The 18,885-nt window shown below is 69.8% G+C and carries 14 protein-coding genes; 6 read left to right on the top strand and 8 right to left on the bottom strand.

Annotated elements, in window-relative coordinates; genetic code table 11:
• Positions 1–204: 204 nt before the first annotated feature.
• On the bottom strand, positions 205–1,971 hold the full coding sequence (arc, locus tag ACFYXS_RS29905; protein ID WP_389253747.1) for a proteasome ATPase: 1,767 nt from the start codon (positions 1,969–1,971) through the stop codon (positions 205–207).
• A gap of 234 nt (positions 1,972–2,205) precedes the next feature.
• Between arc and ACFYXS_RS29900 the strand changes: the two genes are divergently transcribed.
• Complete coding sequence (locus ACFYXS_RS29900) at positions 2,206–2,502, top strand: ferredoxin (RefSeq protein ID WP_389253928.1); 297 nt, start codon at positions 2,206–2,208, stop codon at positions 2,500–2,502.
• 4 nt (positions 2,503–2,506) lie between these two features.
• On the opposite strand, the gene ACFYXS_RS29895 is transcribed toward ACFYXS_RS29900, so the two are convergent.
• The 3 genes from ACFYXS_RS29895 to ACFYXS_RS29885 form a co-directional block, all read right to left on the bottom strand.
• Positions 2,507–3,088 carry a hypothetical protein gene (locus tag ACFYXS_RS29895; protein ID WP_389253744.1) on the bottom strand — a complete coding sequence of 194 codons (582 nt, stop codon included), beginning with the start codon at positions 3,086–3,088 and terminating at the stop codon, positions 2,507–2,509.
• 198 nt (positions 3,089–3,286) lie between these two features.
• A complete protein-coding gene (locus tag ACFYXS_RS29890) occupies positions 3,287–4,270 on the bottom strand; it encodes a tRNA (adenine-N1)-methyltransferase (protein WP_389253742.1) in 984 nt (327 codons plus the stop codon).
• A 59-nt stretch (positions 4,271–4,329) separates the two neighbouring features.
• Complete coding sequence (locus ACFYXS_RS29885; RefSeq protein WP_389253740.1) at positions 4,330–5,568, bottom strand: site-2 protease family protein; 1,239 nt, start codon at positions 5,566–5,568, stop codon at positions 4,330–4,332.
• Positions 5,569–5,665: 97 nt separating this feature from the next.
• On the opposite strand from ACFYXS_RS29885, the gene ACFYXS_RS29880 reads away from it, so the two are divergent.
• A complete protein-coding gene (locus ACFYXS_RS29880; protein WP_389253738.1) occupies positions 5,666–6,535 on the top strand; it encodes a RecB family exonuclease in 870 nt (289 codons plus the stop codon).
• Positions 6,536–6,549: 14 nt separating this feature from the next.
• On the top strand, positions 6,550–7,221 hold the full coding sequence (locus ACFYXS_RS29875) for a response regulator transcription factor (RefSeq protein WP_319661988.1): 672 nt from the start codon (positions 6,550–6,552) through the stop codon (positions 7,219–7,221).
• Positions 7,222–7,281: 60 nt separating this feature from the next.
• On the opposite strand, the gene ACFYXS_RS29870 is transcribed toward ACFYXS_RS29875, so the two are convergent.
• From ACFYXS_RS29870 to metH, 4 genes are all read right to left on the bottom strand, one after another.
• Positions 7,282–8,874 carry an ABC transporter substrate-binding protein gene (locus ACFYXS_RS29870; protein WP_389253736.1) on the bottom strand — a complete coding sequence of 531 codons (1,593 nt, stop codon included), beginning with the start codon at positions 8,872–8,874 and terminating at the stop codon, positions 7,282–7,284.
• A gap of 83 nt (positions 8,875–8,957) precedes the next feature.
• Positions 8,958–10,550 (bottom strand): ABC transporter substrate-binding protein, encoded by a 1,593-nt coding sequence (locus tag ACFYXS_RS29865; RefSeq protein ID WP_389253734.1) that lies wholly within the window; start codon positions 10,548–10,550, stop codon positions 8,958–8,960.
• A gap of 385 nt (positions 10,551–10,935) precedes the next feature.
• Entirely contained in the window at positions 10,936–11,637 is a 702-nt protein-coding gene (locus tag ACFYXS_RS29860) for an HAD family hydrolase (RefSeq protein WP_389253731.1), read from the bottom strand.
• Between the two features lie 121 nt (positions 11,638–11,758).
• Entirely contained in the window at positions 11,759–15,292 is a 3,534-nt protein-coding gene (gene metH, locus ACFYXS_RS29855) for a methionine synthase (protein WP_389253729.1), read from the bottom strand.
• A gap of 220 nt (positions 15,293–15,512) precedes the next feature.
• On the opposite strand from metH, the gene ACFYXS_RS29850 reads away from it, so the two are divergent.
• The 3 genes from ACFYXS_RS29850 to glpK all read left to right on the top strand — a co-directional run bounded on the left by ACFYXS_RS29850 (position 15,513) and on the right by glpK (position 18,883).
• Entirely contained in the window at positions 15,513–16,280 is a 768-nt protein-coding gene (locus ACFYXS_RS29850; protein ID WP_389253727.1) for an IclR family transcriptional regulator, read from the top strand.
• 219 nt (positions 16,281–16,499) lie between these two features.
• A complete protein-coding gene (locus ACFYXS_RS29845; protein ID WP_389253725.1) occupies positions 16,500–17,309 on the top strand; it encodes an MIP/aquaporin family protein in 810 nt (269 codons plus the stop codon).
• 47 nt (positions 17,310–17,356) lie between these two features.
• On the top strand, positions 17,357–18,883 hold the full coding sequence (gene glpK / locus ACFYXS_RS29840) for a glycerol kinase GlpK (RefSeq protein WP_389253723.1): 1,527 nt from the start codon (positions 17,357–17,359) through the stop codon (positions 18,881–18,883).
• The last annotated feature ends 2 nt before the right edge of the window (positions 18,884–18,885 follow it).

Here is an 18,885-nt window from a genome sequence, read left to right as displayed (position 1 = left end):
CGGCCCTCCTTGCCCGGCTCCGGGCCGTGCCGGCCCGGTCGCTCAAGTACCGCCCCGCACATGGCCCTCGGGCGGTACCGATGAGCCTAGAACGCGATGACGGTGGTGGGGAGATCATTACGCGCTTTCTTGGGTTATGCCGGGGTGAAACACTCCGGCTGCGGGTGCCCCTGCGTGGGCACCCGCAGCCGGAGGGTGGTCGCGTTACAGGTACTGACCCGTATTGGCGACGGTGTCGATGGAGCGACCGGTGTCGGCGCCCTGCTTGCCGGTGACGAGCGTGCGGATGAAGACGATCCGCTCGCCCTTCTTTCCGGAGATGCGGGCCCAGTCGTCCGGGTTGGTGGTGTTGGGCAGGTCCTCGTTCTCCTTGAACTCGTCCACGCAGGCGGCGAGCAGGTGGGAGACGCGCAGGCCCCGCTGGTTGTGGTCGAGGAAGGCCTTGATCGCCATCTTCTTGGCCCGGTCCACGATGTTCTGGATCATGGCGCCGGAGTTGAAGTCCTTGAAGTACAGGACCTCCTTGTCACCGTTGGCGTAGGTGACCTCCAGGAAGCGGTTCTCCTCGGACTCCGAGTACATCCGCTCCACCACCGACTGGATCATGGCGTCGACGGTGGCCTCGGCGGACTCGCCGTGCTCCGACAGGTCCTCCCCGTGCAGCGGCAGGGTCGCGACCAGGTACTTGGAGAAGATGTCCTTGGCCGCCTCGGCGTCCGGCCGCTCGATCTTGATCTTCACGTCCAGGCGGCCGGGCCGCAGGATCGCGGGGTCGATCATGTCCTCGCGGTTGGAGGCGCCGATGACGATGACGTTCTCCAGCCCCTCGACGCCGTCGATCTCGGCGAGCAGCTGCGGGACGATGGTGTTCTCCACGTCCGAGCTGACACCGGACCCACGGGTCCGGAACAGCGACTCCATCTCGTCGAAGAAGACGATGACGGGGGTGCCCTCGCTGGCCTTCTCCCTCGCACGCTGGAAGACCAGGCGGATCTGCCGCTCGGTCTCGCCGACGTACTTGTTCAGCAGCTCGGGGCCCTTGATGTTCAGGAAGTAGCTCTTGCCCTGGGGCTGCCCGGTGACCTCGGCGACCTTCTTGGCAAGGGAGTTGGCGACCGCCTTGGCGATCAGGGTCTTCCCGCAGCCGGGGGGGCCGTAGAGGAGCACGCCCTTGGGCGGGCGGAGCTCGTACTCCTTGAACAGCTCGGCGTGCAGGTAGGGCAGTTCGACCGCGTCCCGGATCTGCTCGATCTGGTTCCGCAGGCCGCCGATCTGGCGGTAGTCGATGTCGGGGACCTCTTCGAGGACGAGCTCCTCGACCTCGCTCTTGGGCACCCGCTCGTAGACGTATCCCGAGCGCGGTTCGAGCAGCAGGGCGTCGCCGGCCCGCAGGGCGCCGTCGAGCAGCGGCTCGGCGAGCCGCACCACCCGCTCCTCGTCCGTGTGCCCGATGACCAGGGCCCGCTCGCCGTCCTCGAGGATCTCCTTGAGGGTGACGATGTCTCCGACGCGCTCGAACTCCATGGCCTCGACCACGTTGAGCGCCTCGTTGAGCATGAGTTCCTGGCCGCGCCGGAGGTCCTCCAGCTCGACCGACGGACTGACGTTCACCCGCAGCTTGCGGCCGCCGGTGAAGATGTCCGCCGTCCCGTCGTCGTTCGCCTGCAGGAACACGCCGAATCCGGCGGGGGGCTGTGCCAGCCGGTCCACCTCTTCCTTGAGGGCCACGATCTGGTCGCGGGCCTCGCGGAGGGTGTTGGCCAGCCGCTCGTTCTGAGCGGAGACACCCGCAAGATTGGTCTGCAGCTCGACGATCCGCTCCTCGAGAATCCTCGTGTGCCGCGGAGAGTCGGCGAGCTTACGTCGCAGGACGGCGATCTCCTGCTCAAGAAAGGCGACCTGGCTCATGGGGTCTTCCGATCCACGAGCGGGTCGGCCGCCACGGTTGATGTCGTCGTCGTGGGCCGCCACGGTCCTCACCTCCTCCAAGGGGAGCTGGACGCTTCCAGACCCTACCTGGGCCAGTAGGGGTTGAAACCCCTAGATCACAAAGACGTCCGGAGTGTGTCCGATCTTCACCCTTGCGCACGTCCTCGTGCCAGGGAGATACCCAGCCATCACCATCCGAAAGCGGCCGGTTGTATCGTCGGTTCGGTCAACGCCCGTCAGGGGCGGTCCCTTCCCGAACGATGAACGGCAGGCGAGATACCCGTGAGCGACGAAGTCGTCGAGGCGCTTGAGGTCTGGATCGATCAGGACCTGTGCACCGGTGACGGCATCTGTGTGCAGTACGCGCCCGAGGTCTTCGAGCTGGACATCGACGGGCTCGCCTACGTCAAGGGTGATGACAACGAGCTGCGTCAGGCCCCTGGGGCCTCCGCCCCGGTGCCCCTGCCGTTGCTGACCGATGTGGTGGATTCGGCCAGGGAATGTCCTGGCGAATGTATTCATGTACGTCGGGTTTCGGACAGTGTAGAGCTGTACGGACCCGCCGCGGAGTGATCTGTCACACGCTGTTCGCCGGCGGTCCCGGGACCTCGTAGTAGGTGCCGGACCGCCACTCCCAGCTGTAGTCCCGCGTCTGGTCGGGGCAGCAGCGCGGGATGTCGTCCGAGGAGTAGCCGAGGACCGTGGCGCGAACCTTTCGGCCCTCGATCCGCAGGTCCTTGAAGGACCGCTGCTCCTTGGGGTCGACCAGGGTCTCCACGATCCGCGGCGCGGCACCGGCCGCGGCGTCCGGCCCGAGCACGTACAGACCGCTGGGCGGCGTACCCGTCTCGGAGTGGCAGCGCGCGACCGCGACCGTCTCCGGGCGCCCGTCCCCGTCCAGGTCGCCGGAGGCCCGGCCGACCACGTCCACCGGCGCGCCCGCGCAGTTCATCGGGTAATGGGCGGCCTTCGGGTCGGGCGGGAGCACGGTCGCGACGCCGGCCTTGGCACCGACGACCGGCCGCTTCGCGGTGGAGGCCCCGGCGGGCTGCACCACCGCGGCGCTGCCTATGACGGCGGCGATGACCGCGGCCGTGGTGATCCAGTGCACCGAACGGGCCCGGGTGTGCGGAAGGGCCTGCCCTGCGGTTGGCTGCACGCGCCTGTCTCCTGTGGAGTTGGTCGAGCGGGGTGGCCAGCATGCTGCCACAGCGCACACGGCGCCGGTACGACCGGGTCCCGTGTGTCGCGGATCTCTTATCGGTACGTCATATGACGTATGTGACAGGAGACAACAGCGGGGACACGAAAAGCGCCGCCGCCGGAATCCCGGCGGCGGCGCTCTCGTGGTGTGCGGTCACTCTGTCGTGTCGGCTGCCTCGGCTGTCTCGGCTGCCTGGCCCGGCTCGACGGCCTCGGTCGCCTCAGCGGCCTTGGCGGCGCGGCCCGCCGCGCGCCCGGCGCCCGGGCCGGTGTAGTCCTCGCCGTACGCGCCCGGCGCGGGGCGCCTGCGCCGGAGCGGGGGCTCCACTCCGTCCGCCAGCCGGCGGGCGGTCAGCAGGAACCCGGTGTGCCCGATCATCCGGTGGTCCGGACGCACCGCGAGGCCCTCGACGTGCCAGGTGCGCACCATCGTCTCCCAGGCGGACGGCTCGTTGAACGTGCCGTGCTCGCGGATCGCCTCGACGGTGCGGGCCAGCTGCGTGGTCGTCGCGACGTAGGCGCACAGGATGCCGCCGGGCACCAGGGCCTTGGAGACGGCCTCGAGGCACTCCCAGGGAGCGAGCATGTCCAGGATGACGCGGTCGACGTCGACGTCGCTGAGGTTGTCCTGCAGATCGCCGACGGTGAGCTGCCACGCGGGGTGCGGGCCGCCGAAGTAGCGCTCCACGTTCTGCGTCGCGATCTCGGCGAAGTCGGCGCGGCGCTCGTACGAGTGCAGCATCCCCTCGTCACCGACGGCCCGCAGCAGGAACATGCTGAGCGAGCCGGAGCCCACGCCGGCCTCCACGACGCGCGCGCCGGTGAAGATGTCGGCCATGGACAGGATCTGCCCCGCGTCCTTGGGGTAGACCACGGCGGCGCCGCGGGGCATGGACAGGACGTAGTCGGGGAGCAGGGGGCGCAGCGCGAGGTAGGCGACGTTTCCCGTGGTTCGGACCACACTGCCCTCGGGGGCGCCGATCAGCTCGTCGTGCGGGAACGACCCCTTGTGGGTGTGGAAGTTCTTCCCGGCTTCGAGCGTGAACGTGTAGTGGCGTCCCTTGGGATCGGTGAGCTGGACCTGGTCCCCGACCTTGAAGGGCCCGCGACGGCGGGCGGCACCGGTCGGTTCGGACATGCGCCCCAGCCTACCGGTCTTTTCCGGGGGCTCCGTTCGCCTCCGCGGCGCCCCGTGCCTCAGGCCGACGCGGTGGGCCGGGCCATGGCGGCGAGGAACGCCTTCTCGACGTCCGCGGTGGACAGCACGCCGTAGATCTCACCGGAGTTCTCCACCACCAGGTACTCCGTGGCCGGCGTCGCCCTCAGTGTGTCCAGCAGGTCCTCCCCCGCGAGTTCCGCGGAAACCTTCATGCCCGGCTTGATGTCCTGCGCGAGCCCCGAGACGGCGACCCAGGGGCGCCGGTGCTCGGGCACGCCGACGATCGCGGCCTCGCGGACCACGGCGGTGGGGGTGCCGTGGCCGTCCACGACGACGAGCGCGCGGGCCCCGGCCTCGTTGGCACGTCGCAGGGCTTCGGAGAGCGGGGTGTCGGAGGCCACGGGCAGGGCGCGCCGGGTGAGCGTCCGCGCCTGGAGCTCGGGGAGGTGCTCGCGCAGCCGGGCCATGCGCAGGGCGTTGCCCGCGCCGGTCCAGATGATCGCGGCGAGGATGGCGGCGAGCAGCGCGTCGGTGAGGGAGTCGAACCCGGTGGCGTCGCCGGTGCCGTCGCTGAGGCCGCCCGCGTACGACAGCAGGGGCAGCCCGACCAGGACCGCGAGGGCGAGGAAGCGCCCGATCCACGCGGCGGCGACGGTGCCGGTCATGGGCTTGCCGGTGATCTTCCAGACCACCGCGCGCAGCATGCGTCCGCCGTCCAGCGGGAGCCCCGGCAGCAGGTTGAACGCCGCGACGAGGAGGTTGCTGATCATCAGCCCGGCGAGCAGCACGCCCGGCACCGTGCCCGGGTCCACGCCCTGCATGCCGAGGTAGAACACCCCGGCCAGGACGAGCGAGAGCAGCGGCCCGATGAAGGCGAGGACGAACTCCCGCCCCGGGGTGTCGGACTCCTTCTCGATCTCCGAGACGCCGCCGAAGAACTGGAGCTGGATGCGGCGCACCGGCAGTCCGAAGCGGAGCGCCGCGACGGTGTGGGCGAGTTCGTGCACCAGGACGGAGGCGTAGAAGGCCACCGCGAAGAAGAGCGAGACGAGGTAGCGGACGGCGCCGAGTTCGGGCAGGACGCGGTCGAGTTGACCGCCGAAGACCCAGGTGATCAGGGCCGCGACCAGGAACCAGCTCGGGGCGACGTACACGGGCACACCGAAGATGCGGCCCATGAGGATGCCGCCGCCGGGGCCGGCGGGGCGTTTGCCGGTGCCGCCGTCGGCTCCGGGAGTCTGCTCGCCGCCGTCAGGCGGCTGCTGGCTCTCGCTCACTGGTTCCCCTCGTTTTGCTGTCGGTCCGACGTCGATGGTATTGCCCGGCTGCCCGGAGCCGACACCGGCTGTCGGTGCGACCCCATAGGGTCCTGCCATGGGCACCAGCATCGAACCCGTTCCGCCGACGCCGCCGAGGCCGCCGGCCGCTCCTTCGTCGTTGTCGCCGTCGCGCGCCGCCGACTTCATGCGGTGCCCCCTGCTGTACCGGCTGCGCGTGATCGACAAGCTGCCGGAGAAGCCGAGTCCGGCCGCCGCGCGGGGCACGGTGGTGCACGCGGTGCTGGAGCGGCTCTTCGACACACCGGCCCCCGAGCGCACGGCCGAGCGGGCGCGGGCGATGGTGCCCGGGCAGTGGCAGCGGCTGCTGGAGGAGCGCCCCGAGCTGTCGGAGCTGTTCTCCGCCGAGGAGGAGCAGCAGCTGGCGGAGTGGCTGGAGGGGGCCGCCGGGCTGGTGGAGCGCTGGTTCTCGCTGGAGGACCCGACGCGGCTGGAGCCCGCCGAGCGCGAGCTGTACGTGGAGACCGAGCTGGAGTCGGGGCTGACGCTGCGCGGCTACATCGACCGGCTCGACGTGGCCCCGGCCTCCGGCGACCTGCGGGTGGTGGACTACAAGACCGGCAAGGCCCCGCGCCCGGAGTACGCGGACGAGGCGCTGTTCCAGATGAAGTTCTACGCGCTGGTGCTGTGGCGGCTGCGCGGGGTGGTGCCGCGCCGGCTGCAGCTGGTGTACCTCGGCAGCGGCGAGGTGATGACGTACGACCCGTCGGAGGAGGACCTGCTGGCGGTGGGGCGCAAGCTGGAGGCGCTGTGGCAGGCGATCCGGCGGGCCACCGAGTCCGGCGACTGGCGTCCGCGTCCGAGCCGGCTGTGCGACTGGTGCGACCACCAGGCGATCTGCCCGTCGTTCGGCGGCACTCCCCCGCCGTACCCGCTGGCGGTGGTGGGGAAGAATGGGGATTCCTGAGCTGAGGAGATCACGTGGCCATTCGCGTTCTGCTGGTCGATGACCAGCCGCTGCTGCGCACCGGTTTCCGGATGATCCTGGAGGCGGAGCCGGAACTCGCGGTGGTGGGCGAGGCGGGGGACGGGCAGCAGGCGCTGGAGCAGGTGCGGGCACTGCAGCCGGACGTCGTGCTGATGGACATCCGCATGCCGCGGATGGACGGGGTGGAGGCCACCCGCCAGATCACCGGACCCGGCCGGGACGGCCCGGCGAAGGTGCTGGTGCTGACCACCTTCGACCTGGACGAGTACGTGGTCGAGGCGCTGCGCGCGGGTGCCAGCGGCTTTCTGCTGAAGGACGCCCCGGCGCACGAACTGGTGCAGGCGATCCGGGTCGTCGCGGCGGGCGAGGCGATGCTCGCGCCGAGTATCACGCGGCGGCTGCTGGACAAGTACGCGGGCCGGCTGCCGTCGGGCGAGGAGCCTGTGCCGCAGGCGCTGCACACGCTGACCGACCGTGAGGTCGAGGTGCTGAAGCTGGTCGCGCGGGGGCTGTCGAACGCCGAGATCGCGGCGGAGCTGTTCGTGAGCGAGACGACGGTCAAGACCCATGTGGGCCACGTGCTGACGAAGCTGGCGCTGCGCGACCGGGTGCAGGCGGCGGTGTACGCGTACGAAAGCGGTCTGGTGCGCCCCGGGGCGCAGTAGTCGTCCCCCGGATGGGGCGGGGGACGTCCGGTCTGTCGGGGACCGGAGGTGCCGGACGGGTCAGCCGGCCTGCGCGACCTTCTGGATCTCCCAGAAGCGGAAGACGGTGGACGGGTCGAGCGTCCACTCCAGGCCGTTCACGGTGTCCTTCGCGGCCACGTACTGCTTGCCCTGCCACAGCGGGATGATCGGCACGTCGTCGGCGACCGTGTCCTGCAGCTCTTCGAAGTCCGTGGTGGTGGAGGCGCGGGCGGCCTCGGCAGCGGTGCGCGGGATGAGTTGGCCGCTGATCCGCTCGTTCACGTAGTTGTTGGACAGCACGTTGCCGTCGCCGAAGAAGGGGGCGGTGAAGTTGTCGGGGTCCGGGTAGTCGGGGACCCAGCCGCGGACGTAGACCGCGTACTTGCCCTCGGCGATGTCCTTGGCGTACTGGTCGGCGTCGGTGGTCTTGACGTCGACGTCGAACAGGCCGCTGGAGTTGAGCTGTTGGGCGATCTCGGTCAGCTCGGGCACGGTGCCGGGTCCGTAGCGGACGGGCGTGCCCCAGAGGGTGAAGCGGACCTTGTCCGTGATGCCGGCCCCGGTGAGCGCGGCCTGGGCGGCGGCCTTGTCGTCGCCCTCGCCGTAGCGGTCGAAGAACGCGGTGTTGTGGCCGGTGATGCCCTGCGGCACGATCGAGTACAGCGGGCTGGCGGTGCGGTCGTAGACGTCGCGGATGATGGCCTTGCGGTCGATCAGGGCGGCCACGGCGCGGCGGACCGCCTTGCTGGCGACGACGGGGTCCTTGACGTTGAAGACCAGGTGCTGGACCTCGGCGCCGGTGCCCTCGACGACCTTCATGCCGCTGTCCCCGGAGGCGGCCTTCTGCTGCAGGGCGGCGATGTCCTTGGCCGCCAGACCGCGGTAGGCGAGGTCGACGCTGCCGCTCTCGAGGGCCTGCTTCAGGCCGTTCTCCTCCGCGAAGAACTTCATGGTCATACCGGAGTTGCGGACCTCCGCGGTGCCCTGGTACCGGTCGTTGACCGAGAAGACGGCCCGGTCCCCGGGGGCGTACGTGTCCAGCCGGTACGGGCCGCTGCCTGTCGCCTTGTCGTCCTCGCGGAGCTTGTCCGCCGGGTACTCGCGGTGGTCCACGATGGAGCCGGCGCCGGAGGCGATCTTCATGGGGAAGGTCGCGTCGGAGTACTTCAGGTGGAAGACGACGCGGGCGGCGGAGGGGGTGTCGATCGTCTTGATCGAGTCGAGGAGGACGGCGGGGCCGTTCTCGTCGTTGATCTTGAGGGTGCGCTCGAAGGAGTACTTGACGTCCTGCGAGGTGAGATCGTCGCCGTTGCTGAACTTCAGCCCCGACCGCAGGGTGCAGTCGAAGGTCCGGCTGGCCGAGTCCGTGAACGTGCAGTTCTCGGCGGCCTCGGGTTCGGGCTTGGTGGCGCCCTTGGGGAAGCTCATCAGGGACTGGAAGACGTTGTTGAAGACGATCCAGGAACCGACGTCGTAACCGGAGGCGGGATCAACGGCGGTGACCTTGTCCGTGATCCCCATCGTGACGGGTTTTCCCCCGCCACCTCCGTCGCCGCCGCCGCTTCCGCAGCCGGCGGCCAGGATCGCGGTCGCGGAGAGTGGGAGAGCCAGTATCTGGACTCGTTTCCTCACGGGTACCTCAAAGCGTCGTGGTGCGGATGGGCCCGGCTGCTACGGATCCGGGCGTTGTGCCCGGATCCGTACCAGCCGGCGGCTCATCCTGCCACGCCGCGCCCGAGCTCCCAGAACTGGGCCGTGGAGGAGGAATTCAGCAGCCACTCGGCGCCGGTGATGTTGTCACGCGTGGTGACGTACTGCTTGTCCTGGTACAGCGGGATCACCGGCAGGTCCCGGGCCAGGATGTCCTGCATCTGGAGGAAGTCCTTGTCCGTCTGACCGCGGTCGGCGGTCTGACGGGTGCTGGGCAGCAGCGAGTTCTTGATGTCGCCGCCGGGGTAGTTGAGGTTGAGGAAGCCCTCGGCGAAGAACGGCGCGATGTAGGTGTCCGGGTCCGGGAAGTCGGGGAGCCAGCTCAGGTCGTACATCGCCCACTGGCCCTTGACCGCGCCCGGAAGGAACTTCTTCCACGGCATGCCCTTGAGGGTCACGTCGAACAGGCCGCTGCCGTTGAGCTGCTTCTGCAGGGCCACCGCCTCTTCCTTGTTCGGCGTGGCCGGCCGGTCCGTGGGGTACGAGAACGTCAGCTTGACCGGGGTGCTGATACCGGCGGCGGACAGGGCCCCGGCGGCCTTGTCGCGGCTGGGCTGCCCGTAGGTGTTGAAGTACGCGTTGCTGTGCCCGACGATGCCGGTGGGCACCGCGCCGAACAGCGGCGTCGCGGTGCGGTGGGTCACGTCCCGGGTGAGCGCGTCACGGTCGACGAGGCGGGCTATCGCCTCACGCACGGCCTTGTCCTTCACCGTCGGGTCGTCGACGTTGAAGAACATGTAGCGCACGGAGGGGCTGGAGGCCTCCGTCAGCTTGATGTTCGGCTCCTTGCCCTGCTGGATGCCGGCGATCTGGTCGGAGGTGAAGGTGCGGTTCACCATGTCGATGCCGCCGTCGGCGAGCGCCTTCTCCATGTCGGCCGCGGTCTCGAAGAAACGGACCTCGACCTTGCTGTTGTTGAGCTTGCCGACCAGGCCCTTGTAGTTCGGGTTGGCGCTCAGCACGGCCTTGTCGCCGTCCCACGAGTCCAGCTTGTAGGGGCCGGAGCCGACCATCTGCAGGCCGTCCAGCGGCTTGTCGGCGGGGTACACCTCGCTGTCGACGATGGCCGCGGCCGGGGTCGCCAGCTTGTACGGGAAGGTGGCGTCGGAGGCCTTGAGGTGGAAGACGACGGTCTTGTCGTCCGGGGCCTCGACGGACTGGATGTTCGACAGGAGGCTGACCGGGCCGTAGTCGCTCTTGATCTTGATGACGCGGTCGATGGAGAACTTGACGTCCTCGGAGGTCAGCGCGTGCCCGTTGGAGAACGTCAGCCCGTCGCGCAGCGTGCAGCGGTAGGTCTCGGACTTGGTGTCGGAGAACTCGCAGGACTTCGCCGCGTCCGGGGACGGGATGGTCGCGCTGCGCTCGTAACCCAGCAGCATCTGGAAGGTGTTGTTGAAGAAGGTGTACGTGCCACCGTCGTACGAGGTGGCCGGGTCCACGGGAGAGGGCAGTTCCTTGGACACCGCTATGTGGTCGGTGGTGCCGATGACGATCGAGTCGCCGCCACCGCTTCCCGCGTTCGAGTCACCGCATCCGGCGAGTACGGGCGCGGCGAGGCCCATCACGGCCGGCAGCACCAGCAGCTTGCGATTCATCCTCGTTGTTCTCCCTCTTCCGGCCCTCGGCCGCGCAGTCTCGAGCGGGGCGACGATACCCGGAATTGCCGGTGCCCGGCATTCCGGCCGACCGCCCCCTGACACGGAGAAGTTGAGCCCGCGTCACAGGCGGATAACAGGGAGTGGTGCACCGATATCCGGACAGCGGAACGAACAGCCCTCCACGTCCCAATACGGACACAACAGCACTACGCGTACCGTCAATTGACGGGCCGAAGCACGCCCGGACGGTGTTGTCGACGCCCGTCGACGTGAAAAGTATCACGCCGACCGAGGGCCGCCGGTAAAGAATTCGGCACCCGCGAAACGTCACGGAAAATGAGCGGACGGGCGCCCAGAGTTTCCGCTCTATTTATGGCGACGCTCAGTGAACGGCCGTAATCAGAGAGCGCAGAAATGGCACGTCGACCGCTTCGAGGGAGGCGACGACGGCCCGCCCGGGCCCGGGCTCGATCGGGGCGATCGAGGGCACCGCCACCACCTGGCACCCGGCCGCCTCCGCGGCGCGGACCCCGGTCGGGGTGTCCTCGACGACCACGCAGCGCGCCGGGTCGGCGCCCAGGCGCGCGGCGGCGTGCAGATAGGACTCGGGGTGCGGCTTGCCCTGGACCACTTCGTCCCCGGCGACGGAGAACGCGAAGTGCTCGGGCCCGATGGAGAGCATGACGGCGTCGATGATGCGGCGGTGGGAGGCGGAGACCAGGGCGGCGGGCACACCGTGCGCCGCCAGCTCGGTGAGCAGGCGCCGCGCGCCCGGCATGAGCGGTACTCCCCGGCCGATGAGCTCGACGAAACGCAGATTGATCAGCGCGGACAGCTCGGCGAGCGTGGCATCCGTCCCGGTGACCGAGATCAGGTGTCCCAGGCTGCGGGCCATCGGGCCGCCGACGACCACCTCGCGGTGCGTGTCGTCCAGGACGTGACCGAGCTGCGCGAAGACCTCGACCTCGGCGTTCCACCAGAAGCCTTCGGTGTCGACCAGCGTGCCGTCCATGTCCAGGAGGACGGCCTGCAGGCCTGCGTCCCGGGCCGGCCGGGTCTCGGTGACGGGAATACCGCTGGTCATGCGCCCCACATCCTTCACAGTCCAGGGGGCACAAAGGCCGGTCGCCTCGCGCCCCATGGTGGTGGGGGCGTGGGACCGGCCAGGTGCCGTTCGGATCGTCCAGTGTACGACGTATGACCCGTTACCGCGCGTTGAAGTACTTCGCCTCCGGATGATGGATGACGATGGCGTCGGTCGACTGCTCCGGGTGGAGCTGGAACTCCTCCGACAGCCGCACGCCGATCCGCTCGGGCTCCAGCAGCTGCGCGATCTTGGCCCGGTCCTCCAGGTCGGGGCAGGCCCCGTAGCCGAGGGAGAAGCGGGCACCGCGGTACTTCAGCGCGAACATGTCCTCCATGGCCCCCGGGTCCTCACCGGAGAAGCCCAGCTCGGCGCGGACCCGCGCGTGCCAGTACTCGGCGAGCGCCTCGGCGAGCTGGACGGACAGGCCGTGCAGCTCCAGGTAGTCGCGGTAGGCGTCGGCGGCGAAGAGCTCGTTGGCGGCCTCGGAGACCCGGTTGCCGACCGTGACCACCTGGAGGCCGACCACGTCGGTCTCGCCGGACTCCTCCGGGCGGAAGAAGTCGGCGAGGCACAGCCGGCGGCCGCGGCGCTGGCGCGGGAAGGTGAAGCGGGTCCGCTCCGCGCCGTCCTCGCCGAGGATGATCAGGTCGTCGCCCTTGGAGACGCAGCGGAAGTAGCCGTAGACGACCGCCGCCTCCAGCAGGCCCTCGCTCTGCATGCGGTCCAGCAGGCCGCGCAGCCGCGGCCGGCCCTCGGTCTCCACCAGTTCCTCGTAGTCGGGACCACCGGCGCGGGACTGCTTCAGGCCCCACTGGCCCTTGAACAGCGCGCCCTCGTCGAGCCAGGACGCGTAGTCCTTGAGCGGGATGCCCTTGACGATCCGCGAGCCCCAGAACGGCGGGGCGGGGACGGGGTTGTCGGTGGCCACGTCCGAGCGGATCTGGCCGCGGTTCTCCTCGGCCTCCTGCGCCGCGTTGTCGCCCGTCTGCCCCTCGCGGCGGGCCACGCGGCGCTGCCGGAGTTCGGGGAGCGTGGCGCCGGGGACGCCGCGCTTGACGGCGATGAGCGCGTCCATCAGCCGCAGGCCCTCGAAGGCGTCCCGGGCGTAGCGGACTTCGCCCTCGTAGATCTCGTGGAGGTCCTGCTCGACATACGCGCGGGTCAGGGCCGCGCCGCCGAGGATGACCGGGAACCGGGCGGCCAGGCCGCGCTGGTTGAGCTCCTCCAGGTTCTCCTTCATGATCACCGTGGACTTCACCAGCAGGCCCGACATGCCGATGACGTCCGCCGCGTGCTCCTGGGCGGCGTCGAGGATCGCCGAGACCGGCTGCTTGATGCCCAGGTTGACCACGTTGTAGCCGTTGTTGGACAGGATGATGTCCACGAGGTTCTTGCCGATGTCGTGCACGTCGCCGCGGACGGTGGCCAACACGATGGTGCCCTTGCCGGAGGCGTCGGACTTCTCCATGTGCGGCTCGAGGTGGGCGACGGCGGTCTTCATCACCTCGGCGGACTGCAGGACGAAGGGCAACTGCATCTGGCCGGAGCCGAAGAGCTCGCCGACGACCTTCATGCCCTCCAGCAGGGTCTCGTTGACGATGTCGAGGGCCGGACGTGCCCTCAGCGCCTCGTCGAGGTCCGCCTCCAGGCCGTTCTTCTCGCCGTCGATGATGCGCCGTTGCAGCCGCTCGTCCAGCGGCAGCGCGGCGAGTTCCTCGGCGCGGCCGGCCCTGACGGACTTGGTGTCGACGCCCTCGAACAGCTCCAGGAAACGCTGCAGCGGGTCGTAGCCCTCGCGGCGGCGGTCGTGGACGAGGTCGAGGGCGACCTCGCGCTGCTCCTCCGGGATGCGGGCGATGGGCACGATCTTGGAGGCGTGCACGATCGCCGAGTCCAGGCCGGCTTCCACGCACTCGTGCAGGAAGACCGAGTTGAGCACGATGCGGGCGGCCGGGTTGAGGCCGAAGGAGATGTTGGACAGGCCGAGCGTGGTCTGCACGGCCGGGTGGCGGCGCTTGAGTTCGCGGATCGCCTCGATGGTGGCGACACCGTCCCCGCGCGACTCCTCCTGGCCGGTGGCGATGGTGAACGTCAGGCAGTCGACGATGATGTCGCTCTCGGCGATGCCCCAGTTGCCGGTCAGGTCCGCGATGAGGCGCTCGGCGACCGCGACCTTGGCCTCCGGCGTGCGGGCCTGGCCCTCCTCGTCGATGGTGAGGGCGATCAGGGCCGCGCCGTGCTCCACGGCGAGCCGGGTGGTGCGGGCGAAGCGGGATTCGGGACCGTCGCCGTCCTCGTAGTTGACCGAGTTGATCACCGCGCGTCCGCCGAGCTTCTCCAGGCCCGCCCGGAGCACCTCGGGCTCGGTGGAGTCCAGCACGATCGGCAGGGTGGACGCGGTGGCGAGCCGGCCGGCGATCTCGTTCATGTCGGCGACGCCGTCGCGGCCGACGTAGTCGACGCACAGGTCCAGGAAGTGGGCGCCCTCGCGGATCTGCTCGCGGGCCATCTCCACGCAGTCGTCCCAGCGGCCGTCCAGCATGGCCTCGCGGAACTTCTTGGAGCCGTTGGCGTTGGTGCGCTCGCCGATGGCGAGGTAGGCGGTGTCCTGGCGGAAGGGGACCGTCTGGTACAGCGAGGACGCGCCCGGCTCGGGGCGCGGCTGCCGGGCGGCGACCTCGTGCCCGCGCACCCGCTCGACGACCTGCCGCAGGTGCTCGGGGGTGGTGCCGCAGCAGCCGCCGACCAGGGACAGCCCGTACTCGCGGACGAAGACCTCCTGCGCGTCGGCGAGTTCACCGGGGGTCAGCGGGTAGTGCGCGCCGTCCTTGCCGAGGATGGGCAGGCCCGCGTTGGGCATGCAGGACAGCTGGATGCCGGCGTGCCGGGCGAGGTAGCGCAGGTGCTCGCTCATCTCGGCGGGGCCGGTGGCGCAGTTGAGGCCGATCATGTCGATGCCGAGCGGCTCCAGCGCGGTGAGCGCGGCGCCGATCTCGGAGCCCAGCAGCATGGTGCCGGTGGTCTCGACGGTGACGGAGCAGATGAGCGGCGCGACGGAGTGGGCCGCGTCCAGGGCCCGCCGGGCGCCGATCAGGGCGGCCTTGGTCTGCAGCAGGTCCTGGGTGGTCTCCACGATCACCGCGTCGGCGCCGCCGGCGAGCAGGCCCGCGGCGCTCTGCTCGTAGGCGTCGCGCAGCGTCCCGTACGCGACATGGCCGAGGGTGGGGAGCTTGGTGCCAGGGCCCATGGAACCGAGCACCCAGCGGGGGCGGTCGGGGGTGGCGTAGGCGTCGGCGACCTCGCGGGCGACCCGGGCGCCGGCCTCGGCGACCTCGTGGACGCGCTCCTCGATGCCGTACTCCAGGAGGCCGGCGTAGTTGGCGCTGAAGGTGTTGGTCTCCACACAGTCGACGCCGGCGTCGAAGTAGGCCTCGTGCACCGCGCGCACGATGTCGGGGCGGGAGATGTTGAGGATGTCGTTCAGGCCCTCGTGGCCCTGGAAGTCGTCCATCGTCGGATTCTTCGACTGGAGCATGGTGCCCATGGCCCCGTCGGCGACCACGACCCGTTGGGCGAGGGACTCCCGGAGCGCCGCTGCGCGGGCGTGTGCCGGGGAGGTCCCCTTGGAGGAATGCGAGGACGGCTGGGCCATGGATGTGCTCCCTGAGTGCGACGGCTGTCGGCTTGGTGCGCACCCGCTCTCGCTGGTACGCACCAGGCCAGCGTAGCCGGGAGAGCGGAATCCGCCTCCGGCATTCCGAAGGGCGGACCGTGGTGCCACACTCATCTCTGGGATGATGATGGTCGGCATGGTCTGACAGCGTTCAGCATTGTCGACTCGTTCATGATCGTTCCTGACAGAGGGGTTGTTCATGCCAGGTCCCATCCAGTCGCTCAGCCGCGCGGCTGCGATCCTGCGGCTGCTGGCCGGCGGGGAGCGCAGGCTCGGCCTGTCGGACGTGGCCTCCTCGCTGGGCCTGGCCAAGGGAACCGCGCACGGCATCCTGCGCACGCTGCAGCAGGAGGGCTTCGTCGAGCAGGACCCGGTCTCCGGCCGCTACCAGCTGGGGGCGGAACTGCTGCGGCTCGGCAACAGCTACCTGGACGTGCACGAACTGCGCGCCCGCGCCCTGGTGTGGACCGACGACCTGGCGCGCTCCAGCGGCGAGGCCGTCTACCTGGGCGTCCTCCACCAGCAGGGCGTGCTCATCGTCCACCACGTCTTCCGCCCCGACGACAGCCGCCAGGTGCTCGAGGTCGGCGCCATGCACCCGCTGCACAGCAGCGCGCTGGGCAAGGTGCTGTCCGCGTACGACCCGGTCGCGCACGGCGAGGTGACCGAGATGGAGCGTGAGGCGCTGACCCCGCGCACGGTCACCGGGGCCGCGGAGTTCGAGGGAGTGCTCGATCTCACACGGGCCCGCGGCTGGGGGGCCGACCTGGAGGAGACCTGGGACGGCGTGGCCTCGATCGCGGCGCCCATCCACGACCGGCACCGCATGCCGGTCGGCGCGGTCGCCGTCACCGGCGCGGTGGAGCGGGTCTGCGACGACGACGGCGGCATCAGGGCCCAACTGGTCGCCGCGGTGCGGGACTGCGCCCGCGCGGTCTCCCGCGACCTGGGCGCCGGCCGGTTCTGAGCGGGCTCGGCGAACCGTTCAGAACCTGTCGAACTCTTGACGCATCCGGTCACGCAGGAGAACACTCTCGTTCGGCGGTCGACATTGTCGAACGGAAGCCGACGGAGTCGGTACGGTGTAGCTGGCCGTGGGACCGCCGGGGGGCCTGGTGACAGGCCCGCGAACCCATGACGGGACGAGGGTTCGCCTTCCCCTGGACGAAGGACAAAGGAGTCGCACGTGTCCAGTGAGCACATCTTTCTCGGCGAGACCATCGGTACCGCCATATTGATCCTCCTCGGCGGCGGCGTCTGCGCGGCCGTCACGCTCAAGAGCTCCAAGGCCCGCAACGCCGGCTGGCTCGCCATCACCTTCGGCTGGGGCTTCGCGGTCCTGACCGGTGCCTACATCTCGGGCAGCCTCTCCGGCGCCCACCTGAACCCGGCCGTGACCATCGGCCTCGCCGTCGACAGCGGCGAGTGGAGCAAGGTCCCGGTCTACCTGGCCGGCCAGATGCTCGGCGCGATGATCGGCGCCGCCCTCGTGTGGGCCGCCTACGCGGGACAGTTCCAGGCCCACCTGACCGACAGCGAGATCACCGGCGCCATCGAGGGCCCCCACGCCGCTGCCACCGACGGCACCGACGCCACCGCCCCCGGACAGCGGCGGGCCTCCGCACCCGGCCCGGTGCTGGGCATCTTCTCCACCGGTCCCGAGATCCGCAACGTCGTGCAGAACCTGGCCACCGAGATCATCGGCACCTTCGTCCTCGTGCTGTTCATCCTGACCCTCGGCCTCACCAAGGGCCTCAGCGTCTCCGGCACCGGCACCCTGATGGTGGCCCTGGTCGTCGTCGGCATAGGCCTCTCGCTCGGTGGCCCGACCGGTTACGCCATCAACCCCGCGCGCGACCTCGGCCCGCGCATCGTGCACGCGCTCCTGCCGCTGCCGAACAAGGGCGGATCGGACTGGAGCTACGCCTGGATACCGGTTGTCGGCCCGATCGTGGGCGCGGTCCTCGCAGCCGGCCTCCACAGGATCGCATTCTGAGCAGTAGCACCGACGACCCACCGGACTTTGGACTTGAGGAGCACACCGTGACCAACGCCCACACCGAAGGCCCCTTCATCGCGGCGATCGACCAGGGCACCACGTCGTCGCGCTGCATCATCTTCGACAGGGACGGCCGCATCGTCTCGGTCGGGCAGAAGGAGCACGAGCAGATCTTCCCGAAGCCGGGATGGGTCGAGCACAATGCCGCGGAGATCTGGACCAACGTCCAGGAGGTCGTCGCCGAGGCCGTCTCCAAGGCGGGCATCACCGCCGCCGACGTCAAGGCGATCGGCATCACCAACCAGCGCGAGACCACACTGCTGTGGGACAAGGCGACCGGCGAGCCGGTGCACAACGCCCTCGTCTGGCAGGACACCCGCACCGACGCCCTGTGCCGTGAGCTCGGCCGCAACGTCGGCCAGGACCGCTTCCGCCGTGAGACCGGACTGCCGCTGGCCTCCTACTTCTCCGGCCCGAAGATCCGCTGGCTGCTGGACAACGTCGAGGGCCTGCGCGAGCGCGCCGAGGCCGGCGAGATCCTCTTCGGCACCATGGACAGCTGGGTGATCTGGAACCTCACCGGCGGAGTCAACGGCGGACGGCACGTCACCGACGTCACCAACGCCTCGCGCACGCTGCTGATGAACCTGCACACCCTGGACTGGGACGACAAGATCGTCTCGTCCCTCGGCATCCCGGCCGCGATCCTCCCGGAGATCCGCTCCTCCGCCGAGGTGTACGGCGAGGCGGCCTCCGGCGCCCTGGCGGGCGTGCCGGTCGCCTCCGCGCTCGGCGACCAGCAGGCCGCCCTGTTCGGCCAGACGTGCTACTCCGAGGGCGAGGCCAAGTCCACCTACGGCACGGGCACCTTCCTGCTGATGAACACCGGCGACAAGCCGATCAACAGCTACAACGGCCTGATCACCACCGTCGGCTACCGCATCGGCGACCAGAAGCCGGTGTACGCCCTGGAGGGCTCGATCGCCGTCACCGGTTCGCTGGTGCAGTGGATGCGCGACCAGATGGGCCTGATCAAGACGGCGGCCGAGATCGAGACGCTGGCCATGTCGGTCGAGGACAACGGCGGCGCCTACTTCGTGCCGGCCTTCTCCGGTCTGTTCGCACCGTACTGGCGCTCCGACGCCCGCGGTGTGATCGCCGGCCTCACCCGGTACGTGACCAAGGCGCACATCGCCCGCGCCGTGCTGGAGGCGACCGCCTGGCAGACCCGCGAGATCGTCGACGCGATGACCAAGGACTCGGGCGTGGAGCTCACCGCGCTCAAGGTCGACGGCGGCATGACCGCCAACAACCTGCTGATGCAGACCCTCGCCGACTTCCTGGACGCGCCCGTCGTGCGCCCCCTGGTCGCCGAGACCACCTGCCTGGGCGCGGCCTACGCCGCCGGTCTGGCGGTGGGCTTCTGGTCGGACACCGACGAGCTGCGCGCCAACTGGCGCCGCGCCGCCGAATGGACCCCGCGGATGGACGCCGACGTCCGCGACCGCGAGTACAAGAGCTGGCTCAAGGCCGTCGAGCGGACCATGGGCTGGATCGAAGAGGAGAAGTGAAC

Source organism: Streptomyces sp. NPDC002574 (genome assembly GCF_042889545.1).
Classification (GTDB): domain Bacteria; phylum Actinomycetota; class Actinomycetes; order Streptomycetales; family Streptomycetaceae; genus Actinacidiphila.
The sequence above is the reverse complement of the archived record's forward strand: the minus strand, read 5'-3'. Positions and strand labels throughout refer to the sequence as shown.